The 13,203-nt window shown below is 55.5% G+C and carries 14 protein-coding genes; 8 read left to right on the top strand and 6 right to left on the bottom strand.

The window, feature by feature from the left end:
* Positions 1–3 precede the first annotated feature (3 nt).
* From ACW8F6_RS12640 to ACW8F6_RS12615, 6 genes are all read left to right on the top strand, one after another.
* Entirely contained in the window at positions 4–882 is an 879-nt protein-coding gene (locus ACW8F6_RS12640) for an MOSC domain-containing protein (protein ID WP_491576230.1), read from the top strand.
* A complete protein-coding gene (locus ACW8F6_RS12635) occupies positions 879–1,511 on the top strand; it encodes a TetR/AcrR family transcriptional regulator (RefSeq protein WP_491576229.1) in 633 nt (210 codons plus the stop codon). The genes ACW8F6_RS12640 and ACW8F6_RS12635 overlap by 4 nt, the downstream gene beginning before the upstream one ends.
* A gap of 210 nt (positions 1,512–1,721) precedes the next feature.
* Complete coding sequence (locus tag ACW8F6_RS12630) at positions 1,722–2,072, top strand: c-type cytochrome (RefSeq protein WP_491576228.1); 351 nt, start codon at positions 1,722–1,724, stop codon at positions 2,070–2,072.
* Between the two features lie 2 nt (positions 2,073–2,074).
* Positions 2,075–3,439: a D-arabinono-1,4-lactone oxidase gene (locus ACW8F6_RS12625; RefSeq protein WP_491576227.1), complete on the top strand. Its 1,365-nt coding sequence runs from the start codon at positions 2,075–2,077 to the stop codon at positions 3,437–3,439.
* Between the two features lie 47 nt (positions 3,440–3,486).
* Complete coding sequence (locus tag ACW8F6_RS12620; RefSeq protein ID WP_491576226.1) at positions 3,487–4,797, top strand: DSD1 family PLP-dependent enzyme; 1,311 nt, start codon at positions 3,487–3,489, stop codon at positions 4,795–4,797.
* Positions 4,798–4,853: 56 nt separating this feature from the next.
* Positions 4,854–5,561: a hypothetical protein gene (locus ACW8F6_RS12615; protein WP_491576225.1), complete on the top strand. Its 708-nt coding sequence runs from the start codon at positions 4,854–4,856 to the stop codon at positions 5,559–5,561.
* Between the two features lie 45 nt (positions 5,562–5,606).
* On the opposite strand, the gene ACW8F6_RS12610 is transcribed toward ACW8F6_RS12615, so the two are convergent.
* The 6 genes from ACW8F6_RS12610 to ACW8F6_RS12585 all read right to left on the bottom strand — a co-directional run bounded on the left by ACW8F6_RS12610 (position 5,607) and on the right by ACW8F6_RS12585 (position 11,607).
* Positions 5,607–7,052 carry a pectin acetylesterase-family hydrolase gene (locus tag ACW8F6_RS12610; RefSeq protein ID WP_491576224.1) on the bottom strand — a complete coding sequence of 482 codons (1,446 nt, stop codon included), beginning with the start codon at positions 7,050–7,052 and terminating at the stop codon, positions 5,607–5,609.
* Positions 7,053–7,323: 271 nt separating this feature from the next.
* Positions 7,324–7,758 (bottom strand): group II truncated hemoglobin, encoded by a 435-nt coding sequence (locus tag ACW8F6_RS12605; RefSeq protein WP_491576223.1) that lies wholly within the window; start codon positions 7,756–7,758, stop codon positions 7,324–7,326.
* An 86-nt stretch (positions 7,759–7,844) separates the two neighbouring features.
* The gene (locus ACW8F6_RS12600) at positions 7,845–8,366 is read right to left on the bottom strand and encodes a DUF4124 domain-containing protein (RefSeq protein WP_491576222.1); all 522 of its coding nucleotides are present in this window, start codon (positions 8,364–8,366) and stop codon (positions 7,845–7,847) included.
* 56 nt (positions 8,367–8,422) lie between these two features.
* Positions 8,423–9,625: an alkane 1-monooxygenase gene (locus ACW8F6_RS12595; protein WP_491576221.1), complete on the bottom strand. Its 1,203-nt coding sequence runs from the start codon at positions 9,623–9,625 to the stop codon at positions 8,423–8,425.
* Positions 9,626–9,690: 65 nt separating this feature from the next.
* Complete coding sequence (locus tag ACW8F6_RS12590; protein WP_491576220.1) at positions 9,691–10,416, bottom strand: putative porin; 726 nt, start codon at positions 10,414–10,416, stop codon at positions 9,691–9,693.
* A 279-nt stretch (positions 10,417–10,695) separates the two neighbouring features.
* On the bottom strand, positions 10,696–11,607 hold the full coding sequence (locus ACW8F6_RS12585) for a LysR substrate-binding domain-containing protein (RefSeq protein WP_491576219.1): 912 nt from the start codon (positions 11,605–11,607) through the stop codon (positions 10,696–10,698).
* Positions 11,608–11,743: 136 nt separating this feature from the next.
* Here ACW8F6_RS12585 and ACW8F6_RS12580 point away from each other — a divergent pair, with 136 nt between their 5' ends.
* Together ACW8F6_RS12580 and ACW8F6_RS12575 are read left to right on the top strand one after the other, a co-directional pair.
* Complete coding sequence (locus ACW8F6_RS12580) at positions 11,744–12,313, top strand: FMN-dependent NADH-azoreductase (protein ID WP_491576218.1); 570 nt, start codon at positions 11,744–11,746, stop codon at positions 12,311–12,313.
* A gap of 25 nt (positions 12,314–12,338) precedes the next feature.
* Positions 12,339–13,142, top strand: a complete 804-nt coding sequence (locus ACW8F6_RS12575; RefSeq protein WP_491576217.1) for a pirin family protein — start codon at positions 12,339–12,341, stop codon at positions 13,140–13,142.
* The last annotated feature ends 61 nt before the right edge of the window (positions 13,143–13,203 follow it).

Below are 13,203 nucleotides of genomic sequence, written 5' to 3'. Positions count from 1 at the left end.
GCCGTGGCCCTGACGCTCTCAGATTTATGGATCTACCCGGTAAAGAGCCTGCGCGGTATTCAGCTGACGCACAGTGCACTCGATATCCGGGGCCTGGCCGACGACCGCCGCTGGATGATCATCGATCACCAACAGCGCTTCGTCACCCAGCGCACCTTGCCCAAACTGGCCACCCTGCACACGCGCCTTACCGATGACGCCCTGTGGTTGCAAAGCGCTCAGAGTGACTACCGCATAAACCGTGAGTTTGCAGGCCAGGCTACCGAATTCTGCGCGCGCATCTGGCAAGATGAGGTTCAAGTCTTGGACGAGGGGCCCGGTGTCAGCGAATGGCTTACCGACACCCTAAGTCACCCAACGCCTCTGCGGCTGGTGCGCTTAAGCAAACAGCCCCGCCCCAAATCCAAGCCCCAATATTTGGGGCCAGCCCACACAGTGTTCGCAGATATGGCGCCGCTGCTCATCGCCAACCAGGCCAGTTTAGACGCGCTCAATCACACACTGTTGGCAAATGGTAAACCGCCGGTGCCCATGAACCGGTTTCGGCCCAATTTAGTGATCCAGGGCCTCAAGCCCTTTGCCGAGCATAAAATCGCGCGCCTACGCCACACCCACTTTACCTTGCAATTGGCCTACCCCTGCGAGCGCTGCATCATGACCACGGTGGATCAGGCCACCGGTGAGCAACAACCGGATTGGGAACCCTATCGCACGCTTGCGCGTATCAATGCCATGCCCGCCTACGGTGCGGGCGAACACCGCAAAGCGGCCAATAGCAAAGCACCGGCCTTTGGTGAAAACGCCTACTTGCAGGGTACCGACCAGGGGCTATTATCGGTGGGCGATCCACTCTGGGTCGACCAACTGCGCGATCCGCAATGACAGCCAAACGCCCGGCCCCATCGACACCCGCACCGGTGCAGTTGTTGGAGAAAAACCGGCCACAGCAGGCCCGCGCCATTGCGACCTACGAGCGCATTCTGGCGGCAGCAGCCGAGCTGCTCGCGTCGGCCGGCGTAGACGCCATCTCCACCAATACCATCGCCGAGCGAGCCGGTATTTCGGCGCCGGCGTTGTACCGCTACTTTCCCAACAAATACGCGCTGCTCTACACCCTGGGCGCGCGCCTGATGGATCGCCAGAATCAGGTATTGATGACCTGGTCTGCCGAGTACCACCACAGCCAAGATGCGCTGATCGACAACTTGCTACCGCTGCTGCAAGAAACCTATACCGTTACTGCCAATACACCCGCCGGGCTCGAGCTGATGCGCGCCCTGCGCGCGCTGCCCGTCATGCAGGATGTACTGCTGGAATCCCATCGCGCCATGAGCGAATGGGCTCTGGCTCACTGGCCCTTAACCCGCGCGCCCGACAATCTGCGCCGCCTGCGGCTTACTCTGCACATGGCCTCCAGCGCCATTGAGCTGGCGCTAGAGGACCCCGACATGCCCGTGCAGTTCGCCCTGCAGGAAGCCGCCAACATGCTGCAAGGCTACTGGCGCCAATAGCCCAACGGCTGCGTGCCAACAGCATATTCAATACACACTGCCCTGCGCCCTGCCGTGCCAAAGCGTGACGGTAGAGTCACACTTTGTTGAATTTTAACGCCAAAGCACCATTGCCAGAGCCACCCAGTTACCGCTACCATCAAAAAGCTAATAATAACTAGCTTTTAATCAAAGCGATGCCACTTGCCGGCTGTTCTACTGGAGACCCTCATGCCAAACCCGGTTATCCCACTTGCCACATTGCTCGCACTGTTGATGCTGAGTGCCTGCGACGCTGGCCCATCCGCCACCAATGCGGCGCGTGCCCTGCAACCCCAGGACCCCACCGTCGCCACTTTATACCAGCGCAGCTGTTTCGCCTGTCACGGCACCGGCAACCCTACCGCACCGCAAACCGGTGACACCCGCGCCTGGGCACCGCGCATGGCCCAGGGCATGGACACCCTGGTCGACCATGTGGTGGACGGTTACAAAGGTATGCCGCCCATGGGCCTGTGCATGGATTGCAGCGCCGAGGATTTTGAACAGTTGATCGTATTTATGGCGCAGGGGGCGCAATAACTATGGCACCCATCGGCCGCCGGCAACTGCTACGACAACTGGTGCAACTCAGCCTGGCCGCCAGCTTAGCCCCCTGGCAACTGGCCCAGGCGCGCGCGCCCATCGGCTGGAAAAACTGGTCGGGCTCGCAAGCCTGCCAGCCACAATTTCGCCTGGCACCCGATAGCCTGTCTGCACTGCAACAGCAAGTAGCCGAGGCGCAGGGCACCATCAGGCCCGTGGGTTCTGGCCACTCGTTTTCGGCACTGGTGCCCACGGACGACACGCTGATCTCATTGGCGCGCCTACCTCAGCAAGTGGTGTGCCACGCCGATGGCAGCGCCACTCTGAGTGCCGGTAGTCGGCTGGGTGATCTGGGCGAACCCTTGGCGGCCAAAGGCCAAGCGCTGATCAACATGCCCGATATAGACGAACAAAGCCTGGCTGGCGCACTGGCCACGGCGACGCACGGAACCGGCGCCGACATTGGCTGCCTGTCGAGTTTTATCCAGGCCCTAACACTGCTCACCGCCAACGGGGAGCTAATGCACTGTAGCGCCCGCGAGAACGCCGATATTTTTCATGCCGCTCGGGTCAATTTAGGCGCGCTCGGCATCGTCACCGAACTGCGCCTGCAAAATACACAGCCCTATCGTTTGAAACGCGAAACCGAATGGCTACCTCTTGAAGATATTCTCGCCAACGCCGACACCCTGGCAACGACACACCGAAATTTTGAATTCTATTACATTCCGTTTTCCGGCATGGGCTTTACCGACGTGCAGGATATTACCGATTTACCGGTGAGTAGCACGGCCAAGCTGGATCAAAATGACGGTGCAGAAACCCTCAAGGACCTCCGCGACTGGCTAGCCTTCAGTCCTCGCATTCGCGAGCTGGTGCTCGGCAGCTACATGAAGACGCTGGGCAAAGAAATCAGCGTTGCCGACAGCTGGCAAAACTACGCCACCGACCGCAACGTGCGCTTCAACGAAATGGAGTACCACCTGCCCCGCGCAACCGGCTTAATTGCGGTGGCAGAAATCCGCACGCGACTGGAACGGGACTTTCCCGAAGTCTTTTTCCCAATTGAAGTACGCTACGTGGCAGCCGATGACATTTGGCTCAGTCCCTTTTATCAACAAGACAGTATTTCCATTGCGGTACACCGTTACTTTAACGAGGATTATCGCCCCTACTTCAAGGCCATTGAACCCATTTTGTTAAAACACGGCGGCCGCCCCCACTGGGGCAAACTCAATACATTGAGCCGCGACCAACTGGCGGCGAGCTACCCGCACTGGCGGGATTTTAGCGAGGTGCGCGAGCAACTCGACCCAAACGGTAAATTTTTGAATTCCTATCTGCGCGGTTTATTTGCCAGTTAATATTTGCCTTGCCACGCAGCAAACGCACTTATCTATCGGAGCCGAGTATGCATAAGCCCCCATCGACAAGAGCTACTGTAAGCCGGCGCAGATTACTCGCCGGCGGCGCACTGGCTGGACTCGCTACCTGGCTTCTCAGACCGAGCGATCTCGGCCAAAACCACGCGCCTTATTTTGAACAGCTCAGCGAGCAGTTGCGCAGTGCCGGCCTGGCCACACCCCGACTGGTAGTTGACCGCGCTCGTCTCAACGCCAATATCGACACGCTCACCCGCCATATTGGCACTCGGTTTCACTACCGGGTGGTGGCTAAATCCCTGCCCTCTATACCGCTGCTCGCCCACATTATGGCGCGCGCCAAAACCGATCGACTGATGGTTTTTCACCAACCTTTTCTCAATCAAGTGGCGCAGCAACTGCCGCACGCTGATGTGTTAATGGGCAAGCCCATGCCAGTTCAGGCAGCGCGCAATTTCTACCGCGTCCACGGAGACAGCACTAGCCAGTTTAATCCGAGCACACAGCTGCAATGGCTGGTGGATACACCCGAGCGGCTCGCCGCCTATGGGGCCTTGGCGGACGCGCTTCAAAAACCCTTACGCATAAATATCGAGCTAGACGTGGGGCTACATCGCGGAGGCATTGCCGATCTGGCACAACTTGACCAAATGATTGCGCGTATTAACGCGCACCCTTATTTGCAACTGGGCGGCTTAATGGGCTACGAGCCGCACGTTGTTAAACTACCGGGCAGTGTGTCGCACTGGCTGCAAAAAGCGCAACAGAACTATACCGCCGCCGTGCACCGCTTAACTGATTACTTCAGCAGCGACGAGCTAGCTCGCATGACATTGAACTGTGGCGGCAGCCCCACTTACCAGCTCTACAACCAAGGCCGGTGGGCCTTTAATGAACTGGCTGCCGGTTCCTGCCTGGTAAAACCCACAGATTTTGACATTCCCACACTGACCGATCATCAGCCTGCCAGCTTTATCGCAGCGCCAGTTTTAAAGCGTGGCCAGGATACCCAGATACCCGGCATCAACCTCGGCAAGCTACAAGCCCTGTGGAACCCAAACAAAGCGCAAAGCTTTTTTACTTACGGTGGCTATTGGAAGGCCAAGCCCGAATCTCCAAAGGGACTCAGCAACAACGCCTTGTATGGGCGCTCCACCAACCAAGAAATGTACAACGGCTCGCGCAGCATTCAGCTAGGTATCGACGATTGGATTTTTCTGCGTCCCACACAAAGTGAATTTGTGTTTCTACAATTTGGACAGCTGGTCATATTGGAAAACGGGCAGAAGCCCGCATTCTGGCCCATACTGACTGACAACCCTTTCGACGCAAAGGCGTAGTGCCAAACCTACGCCGAGCGGCGACAACTGAATATCAAAACCACAGGAGGCCCACAGTGAACAAGACTTGGTATTGGGCGGCACCGCTATCACTCGGCATCGCAGTAGGCGCTGGAATCTGGCTACTAAAACCGGGCACGGTGCCGAACGACGTGCACGCAGGGAGCGCACTCGACAAGCCAACGTCAAAAACACTGGCTTCAGCTGTCGCTCAGGCAGACAGCTACCTGCAAGACTCAGAGGCAGACGCCAATCCCGATTGGCTACAACACCCTAAAGTCCGCAGCTACCTGCAGCGCGAGTCGCAAAAAGATGCCATGCGAGCCTACTTTAACAGCGATGAAAATGATCCCGATACAGCACAAGCTATGTGGGAATACATTGCTTCTCTGGAGGCATCGGGTGCGGTGATGGGCTTTGAGGCGCTGCACTTAAAAATGGCCTGGCTGGAAAAAAACAGCGCCACGCGCGACGAGTTTAAACAACGCGCCAATTCCATGCTTGAATCCTACCGGCAACAAGCAAAAGCCAATACCGCGCGCTTCAATCCGGAGAACACACCAGAATTTAAAAGTTACAAGCAACAGGAAAAGGCCATTGTGGCCGAAGTCAGCCAAATGTCTGACTTCCCCAACGGCATGACCCAACAGCAGTACCTGCGCCAGCGCTTGCTGGAAGCCCGCATTGCAGCCTACGAAAGCGGCACTAACTCCGCGAATGAGGCGACCGAAGACGACGAGACGGAATTGACCAATCCCATCTAGAAAACCAGCGGATGACCGCTGGTTTTTTAGCAAGAGATATTTGACCTACAACAACCCATCAATCAAATCATAGAACCAATCGTGATTGTTGACATAATCCGATACGTTGTCGGTTTCAACGGCGCGAATGGGCGCCCCACCGCGATAATTCACCACATTATTCATGAAGTCGTATAAAGATAAGCCCAACTCTTCTATTTCACCGTAGCGGAAATCCAATACGGTGGTGCAATGACTTTCATTAAAGTCGCGGTACATGGGGAAGTAGTAACTCCAATTACCGGTAGCGGCCAGTAAAGGTATTAGGTTATCGGCTGTGTCCTGCTGCCATTTGGCGCGCAGCTTGTTCAGCTTCACCGTATCATTGGGTTCGTTTTTAATGTCATCGTAAAACCGCTCGTAGGAGTAAGAGCTGAAATTGCCATCGGCCAGGAAATGGGTAAGTCCCAATCGATCGCCCGGAAATTTCGAAGAAAGCCCCGCATAAACACTGGCCAGGCGGTTGGCGTCAAACCCGGGGGTAATCTGGCGCAGCATGTTAATTGGGTTTTCATCGGAAGGATCACCCGCGGGCGTAAACATGGTCCAAGAATCCAATACCTCCTGATGTAGCGGCAGCGACGGGTAGCTTGCCGTATCTGTACTATTTAGAGGTGCATCATACAAAGGCCCGGAGTCGTCCACCAGATAGCCATAACTGCTATCAAAATGTCCACGCAACTTGGAGTAATTCAGTAGCGCACCAATGCTGCCCGCGCTGCATCCCGTCACCGCCAACTGAGTAGGCTTCTTAAGGTTATTTTTGACCCACGAGGTAACCGCTTGCACGTTGCGCAAACCATTGTGGTGCCAAATCAAGTCTGAATTTTGCCCAGTGGGATCTTCATAAACCACTGTTTTATCGCCCACGTAAATATCGCCCGTGCAATAGGGGACGTAAACGATATTCCATTCACCGGTTTTAAATTGATTGTAAGGGTGGTGGGTATAGATAATTGGCGACGCTGCCGCTGTGCCCAAATTGGCAGAGTTTTGAAAATCCAATAGGTTGATGTTTTGCACGTAGTTGTCGGGAATACCATTGGGATTGCGCGCACCGCGAATACCCGCCTGGCCCGAGCAGCTAGCGTAGTCCCAACAGGCGCCACCGCCTTCAAAATAAAATACCGTGTTATTGGTATCTGGCACCCGATACACGAAAAATTTAAATGGTGAACCATTGCCACACATTGCGCCACTGCTGAGTGGTACATTTACTTTCTGCCAATTGTTGTAGTTACCGGGCGAAAAACCGTCATTGAATCCCGCCACCGGCTGTTGCAACGGGTACATGCCCTGCGTTTCCGCAAAACTGACCGGGTCATTTGCCTGCTCTGGGTAAAAGATGTTACCGAGGGTTTTCCAGAAGCCGTAATCGCCTGGCTCGGCAAGTGCGGCGTGAGTGGGTAGTAAACACAGTGTACAAAGACACGCTAAAGCGAGTGCTCTCATCGTCAATCCCCTGTTCATTGTTATTCGCATAGGCCCCCGCGAAATGCGGCGGCCATTGCCGAACTGCGGGGCCACGTAATCGTTGTACAGGCGACAAAAAACACGCGATGCAGCAACCGAGCCCATCGACAAAGGTTGCATGCAGACTAGTCAGGGGTGAGACAAGCGTCCAGAATCAATTCTTCATGCGACTGAACAGTCGCATAGCGAGCAGAAATATAAACTATAGTACTAAGATAAGCCTAGGATTTTGCTACAGGGCTAATTCAGACTATCCATTGGTCGACGACTGTGCGACTTGCGACACTTGCCGTATGCGCTCGGCCGGTACGCGCAATTGGGTCAACAAATACTCTTTAAAATCTTCTTCGTAGGGCATCTGCTCCAGAGCCTTTTCCATGCACAGCAACCAGGCATCCCGCTCTGCCTCAGTGATGTGTAAGTGCGCGTGTACTTTGGGAATATTGATAGGTCCATAGCTTTCTGCAAAAAGGCGCGGGCCGCCCAGCCAACCGCACAAAAATCGCGTGAGTTTATCGCGGCGAATTACGTCCGCTTCTGTGTGCATTTCGTGAATCACCTTGGCGGTATCGAGCGTTGCCATGACATCGTAGAAAATATCCACCAGTTGCTTGATACCTTCATAGCCACCGGCGGATTGAAAGGAATTATCCATTAATCCATAGGGTTTTTTCGCGGCAATCATGATACATCTCGGTAGCTTAAAACGGCCCGCCATCATACGTGCGCGCCCATTTCACATCAAGCGGGCCTAAGCGCACAGACAGCATGCTATTCCCCAGCCGATTGCAGCGCCTGCGCGCGCTGCTGATGAATGTCGTCCACCATTTTTTGGACGCCCTCTACAGTATTAGGTGTCGGTAACTTTTGATTCGCTTCGGATGGCCCGCCAGCACTCTGAATCACATTGCGATCGGGCGACAGCATCACGGTATCGGCGACAATGCCCGCTGGCGGGGTTTCACTAAAATGAGTCACACCCTGCGCGTCCACCCAGCGGTATACGCGCTGGGGCTCGCGGGGCTCTGGCTTCAATGCGGCCGGCAAACTGTCGGGCAGCGCGGCGGTCGCTTCGTCGCCTAACGCCTGAACCTTGCGTACTACCTGCTCACCCAGTTGCTGCACATTCATTTCAGGCGCGGCTTTGCGGGTCAAATCCTGCCAGGAGTGAATACCCAGCAATGACCAAGGTGTATGACCGGTACGGAGGTACAGCAAATAACTGCTGACGCCCAGCATTAACGCCATCATCAGTAAACTTTTAAAGGCCCACTTTCCCAAATAACCCAGCACCCTAACCTCCAAACTTACACTGCGCGCCGCCCGGCACCTAAACTGCGATTCGACGATTAGCCTGCGCCGACTCCGCTACCGTAGCGCGCCAAAATTTCCTCACGCTTTGCAGGGTCAATATTCACTTTGTCCAAGTCGCCCTGCACATGCTTTAACGCTAATAATTTTCTATCCATCAGCCGAAACCACAACGCCGGCACATAGGCCACTAAAAACATGCCGTAATAACCATTGGGTAACCTGGGTAGATCGGGAAAATCGCGCAGCGATTGGTAAGCACGTGCCATGTTGGCGTGATGATCACTGTGGCGCTGCAAATGAAACAAAATTTGATTGGTGAGTTTGTGATTGGAATTCCAGGAATGGTGTGGCGCGCAGGGTTCATATCGACCATTATCTTTTTTAGCGCGCAAAAGTCCGTAGTGCTCAATGTAATTAGCGCTGGTTAACTGCCACCAAGCCAATACATTGTGAATAATGAGAAACGGCAGTAATTGCCAGCCTAGCCACACCAACAGCCCGCCCTGTAATAACACGGAAATGGCATAGGAGTGCAGTATTTCATTTTCCAAACTCCACGCCGATTGGCCGCGCTTCGCTAAGCGCTCGGCCTCCAACTGCCAGCCGCGCACCAGTCCGCCAGGCATTTCTCGCAGCGCAAATCGGTAGATATTTTCTCCCATACGGGAAGACGCCGTATCTTCAGGCGTCGAAACGTGACGATGATGCCCCCGGTTGTGCTCAATCCAAAAGTGACCGTAAAAAGGCACGGCCAAAACCAGCTTGGCCATCCAGCGATCGAGACTGCGATTTTTATGACCTAGTTCGTGCCCGGTATTAATACCCAGGCCCGCCGCGAGACCCACCGACATGCTGATGGCGAGATACCCCCAGACGCTGACCGTATGCGTTGCCAACCACCAGGCAGCGCCAATTAACGCCAAATAGTGAACGGGAACAACCAAATAGGTGAGCCAGCGGTAGTAGCGATCTTGCTCCAACTGGGGCACAACGGCTTCGGGCGGATTGTTGGTGTCTTCGCCGATGAGCCAATCGAGCAGCGGAAAAATAACGTAGCCTTGCAGCAGCGGAAACCAGAGCCAGGCCTCGTGATCGGTAAGCGTATACAAACCAATACCGAGCCAGCAAAACAGCGGGTTGATGACCGACCAAGCCCAAGCCAGTCGCTTGCCATCGCGGTAGGAAATCGATTGACCTGCCGCGTCTACGGCAGTGAAAGTAGGGTTCAACCAATGCATGGGCACTTCCTCAATCCAGTGAGAAAGTGCCCATAATCGGTCAAATAGACCGGGGGTGCAATGGCTTAGAAACGCAAGCCAGCTGCAATGCCCCAAGTGGAGATTTCTGCATCGCCAGCCACGTCGGTGCTATAGGCAGCAGACGCCCATACAGCAGGCGTGAAGAAGTACTTGGCTTCCAGCGCCAGCGCAGTGGAGTCAGCTTCGTCTTGCACAATCAGATCTGCGCCAATGTTAAAGGCCGCATTGAAGAAGTAGCTTGCACCCAGAGTGTAAGTTTCATCGGCGATAGCCGCGTCCAGGCCCCAGGCAGTGTCGCCCGCCAGCTTGCCCACGTACTTAACGCGACCGGTGTAGTCTACGTCGTCGCCATTGTCGTCGGCATCAACAGCCAACAGCAGGCCATCAACGGGTACGAAGCCCACTGACGCGCCCCAGGTGTTGTCGCCTTCATCGGGCATGGTGTAGCGACCGGCCAAGTAGAAACCGCCATCGAAGTAGTGATCGGCTTCTAAGGCCCATGCATCAGCGTCGCCAAAGTCAGTATCGACATTCAAGTAGTTAACAGAGATACCGCCCACGCGCTCCAGGAACGCGGCTTCAGCCAGTGGGTTGCCCGCTGTGGACACCTGCTGCCAGTGGTAAGTGCCACCCAGGGCAACCGCATCGATATCGTATTCGGTATCAGAAACGTAACCCGCGTTTACTTCTACCTGGTAATCTTGCGCAGCGGCAACGGCAGGTAATGTAGCAACACAAGCAACGGATAAAATTTTGCGAAGAGCTCGCATAGTAAAACTCCTTTTAGATAACTCGCCATAAATTGACGGCGGCATGATAAAGAAGTTACCTGTAATTAAAAAGGGTTTTTCGCCAAAAAATCTGCACCCGGTCGCAGAATAGCAACGTACTGGCGTACCAAGAAAAATGATTGGAATCCGACAAAATAAGACACCCCCGTCGGCGCGTTTAACACGCACTTAATCGCACGGCCAAATTAAACAGTGGGTGCAATCACTCAATACCGCACTTGTCGTTGCGTCCTCCCGAGCAACAACATCGTCACCGCCTTATTTATTGAACCACAAATATTCCGCGTAGCGCTGTTCGCTCAACAGGGCGTCTTTAATCCAGGTCGCGCCCCTCCCCACACGCTCGGGCTGCCAAGCAATGCACAATGGAACGGCGTGAATGGGCTTAATGGCTTCTAACGAGACCAGCGAGCCGGCATCCAAGTAACGCTGTACCCGCGCCTTCGGCAACTGGCCAAACCCTAGCCCCGCCAGAATAGCCTGCTCTTTGGCATAGTAGTGATCCACCAGAATTTGGCGCCGCACTTCATATAAGCCCACCGAACGCGGCGGCAGGCGCCGGGCCGAGTCGCGCAACACAATTTGCGCGTGCTGTTTGAGCGCCTGTGCTGTCTGTTTCTCGCGCGGCAAGGTCGCCAAGGGATGCTGGGGCGCGCACACCAGCTGAGCACAAAATTGCCCCATCTCGGCCTTGGCCACGGACACGCCCGCAGGTTCGGCATGGGGCACGCCGATCAGCAGGTCGGCCCGCTGATCCACCAAGGCCTCCCAGCTGCCGCTCATGGTTTGCTCGCTCACATCAATTTCTATATTGGGGTGCGCCTCAGAGAACCCTGCGATCACCGGCCACAGGGGCGCCATAGGCAAAATAGATTCCACCACTATACGCACCCGAGGCTCCCAGCCGGTGGCGATCTGGCGCGCGCGCTCGGTAAGCTGATCTGCGCCCTGCAAGAGTTGGCGCCCCTGTTTTAGAATTTGGCGCCCGGCCTCGGTCATCACCGCTCGCTGACCCGAGCGGTCAAACAGGGTCAGGGACAAAAACTCTTCCAACTGCTTAACCGTATAAGACAGTGCCGATGGCACACGGTGCAGCTCCTCGGCGGCTGCGGCAAAGCTGCCGCGTCTGTCTATGGCATCCAGTACCAACAGGGCATCCAGGGTCAACATGGGAACTCCTCGGGCAGCCAACCCATATTATTCAAAATTTTTGATGTTAAAGCTCAAAATATACCGCTTTTTACCACCCAGGGCTCTGGTTATATTGGGTTATCACATCAATTTTGATGACCAAAGGAGACTTATTATGCACCTGCTAGCCATTCGCACCAGCATCCTCGGCGACAATTCCAGCTCAAATCAATTGATCGACCATTGGATAGCAAGCCATAGCCCGACCCAGGTAACCGAGCGCAATTTGGCGGCCACGCCGATTCCACACTTGGACGGCACCCGCTTTGCCGCCATCAATGCGAAGACACCGGACGCCACGCAGGCACCCATCCAGGCGCTGTCCGATCAACTGATTGCCGAGATCGAGCAAGCCGACGCCATTGTGATTGGTCTGCCGATGTACAATTTTGGCGTGCCGTCGCAATTAAAGGCCTGGATGGATCACCTGGCCCGCGCTGGCCGCACCTTCAAATACACCGATCAAGGCCCGGTGGGCTTGTTGGCGGATAAGCCGGTGACCCTGCTGGCGACACGGGGCGGCGCCTATGCCCACAGCCCCCACGATCATCAGGCACCCTTTGTATCGCAATTTTTGGGCTTTATCGGTCTGAAAAACCTCAATTACATTTACGCGGAAACCCTGGCCTCTGCAGACCGAGACCAGGCCATCAGCGCGGCGCGCAGCGCCATTGCCGCCGCCTGACAGCCCACGCACGCGAGGAGGCACCATGAAAAAGGTCGTCAAGTTAATCAATGCAGTACCGGCGCAAGACGGCGCCGGCGTTAAGCTGTTTCGCTCGCTCGGCAGCCACCAGCTGCCCGACCTGAATCCGTTTTTAATGCTCGATGAAATTCGGGCCGATCAGGCAGAAGACTACCTGGCCGGTTTTCCCAATCACCCCCACCGGGGCTTTGAGACTGTCACTATCATGCTGGAGGGCAAGATGCGCCACCGCGACAGCCGCGGTAACGAGGGTGTCATTGAATCCGGTGGCGTGCAGTGGATGACCGCCGGTAGCGGAATCGTTCACTCAGAAATGCCCGAGCAAGTCAGCGGCAGACTGTGGGGGTTTCAGCTGTGGGTCAATCTGCCGGCCTCACATAAAATGATGCCGCCGCGCTACCAGGACATTCCCGCACAGAATATTCCCACCGTGCAGGTAGACGATGCCCAAATTCGAGTGATGGCGGGCGCAGTCGGCGATCGCGAAGGGCCGGTACAGGACATCGTAACCCGCCCCACGCTGCTGGACGTGGCATTGGATGGGCAAACGCAGCTGACCTTGCCGCCGCGCACACTGTTGTATGTGTACGAAGGCCAACTTAATATCGTCGATACTCAGGTAAACACCCAGCAACTGGCGGTCTTGTCAGAGGCGAGCGACTTGCACATGACCGGGAAGGCCCGCGCATTGATTTTCGGCGCGCAGCCGCTGCACGAGCCCATTGCCCGCCACGGCCCTTTTGTCATGAATCGCCGCGAAGAGTTGATGCAAGCCTTTGATGACTATCAAGCGGGCCAATTCGGCTAGCTGTGCCCATAAAAAAAGCCCGGCATCGCCGGGCTAAGGATGACAACTGCTAAATCACCGA

This window comes from Simiduia sp. (assembly GCF_058345725.1).
This window is presented reverse-complemented; position numbering and strand designations above follow the sequence as displayed.

Bases quoted from the DNA above. Each gene is read 5' to 3' on its own strand.
- ACW8F6_RS12635 (WP_491576229.1), top strand. From the start codon at position 879: ATGACAGCCAAACGCCCGGCCCCATCGACACCCGCACCGGTGCAGTTG.
- ACW8F6_RS12630 (WP_491576228.1), top strand. From the start codon at position 1,722: ATGCCAAACCCGGTTATCCCACTTGCCACATTGCTCGCACTGTTGATG.
- ACW8F6_RS12625 (WP_491576227.1), top strand. From the start codon at position 2,075: ATGGCACCCATCGGCCGCCGGCAACTGCTACGACAACTGGTGCAACTC.
- ACW8F6_RS12620 (WP_491576226.1), top strand. From the start codon at position 3,487: ATGCATAAGCCCCCATCGACAAGAGCTACTGTAAGCCGGCGCAGATTA.
- ACW8F6_RS12610 (WP_491576224.1), bottom strand. From the start codon at position 7,052: ATGAGAGCACTCGCTTTAGCGTGTCTTTGTACACTGTGTTTACTACCC.
- ACW8F6_RS12605 (WP_491576223.1), bottom strand. From the start codon at position 7,758: ATGATTGCCGCGAAAAAACCCTATGGATTAATGGATAATTCCTTTCAA.
- ACW8F6_RS12595 (WP_491576221.1), bottom strand. From the start codon at position 9,625: ATGCATTGGTTGAACCCTACTTTCACTGCCGTAGACGCGGCAGGTCAA.
- ACW8F6_RS12590 (WP_491576220.1), bottom strand. From the start codon at position 10,416: ATGCGAGCTCTTCGCAAAATTTTATCCGTTGCTTGTGTTGCTACATTA.
- ACW8F6_RS12585 (WP_491576219.1), bottom strand. From the start codon at position 11,607: ATGTTGACCCTGGATGCCCTGTTGGTACTGGATGCCATAGACAGACGC.
- ACW8F6_RS12580 (WP_491576218.1), top strand. From the start codon at position 11,744: ATGCACCTGCTAGCCATTCGCACCAGCATCCTCGGCGACAATTCCAGC.
- ACW8F6_RS12575 (WP_491576217.1), top strand. From the start codon at position 12,339: ATGAAAAAGGTCGTCAAGTTAATCAATGCAGTACCGGCGCAAGACGGC.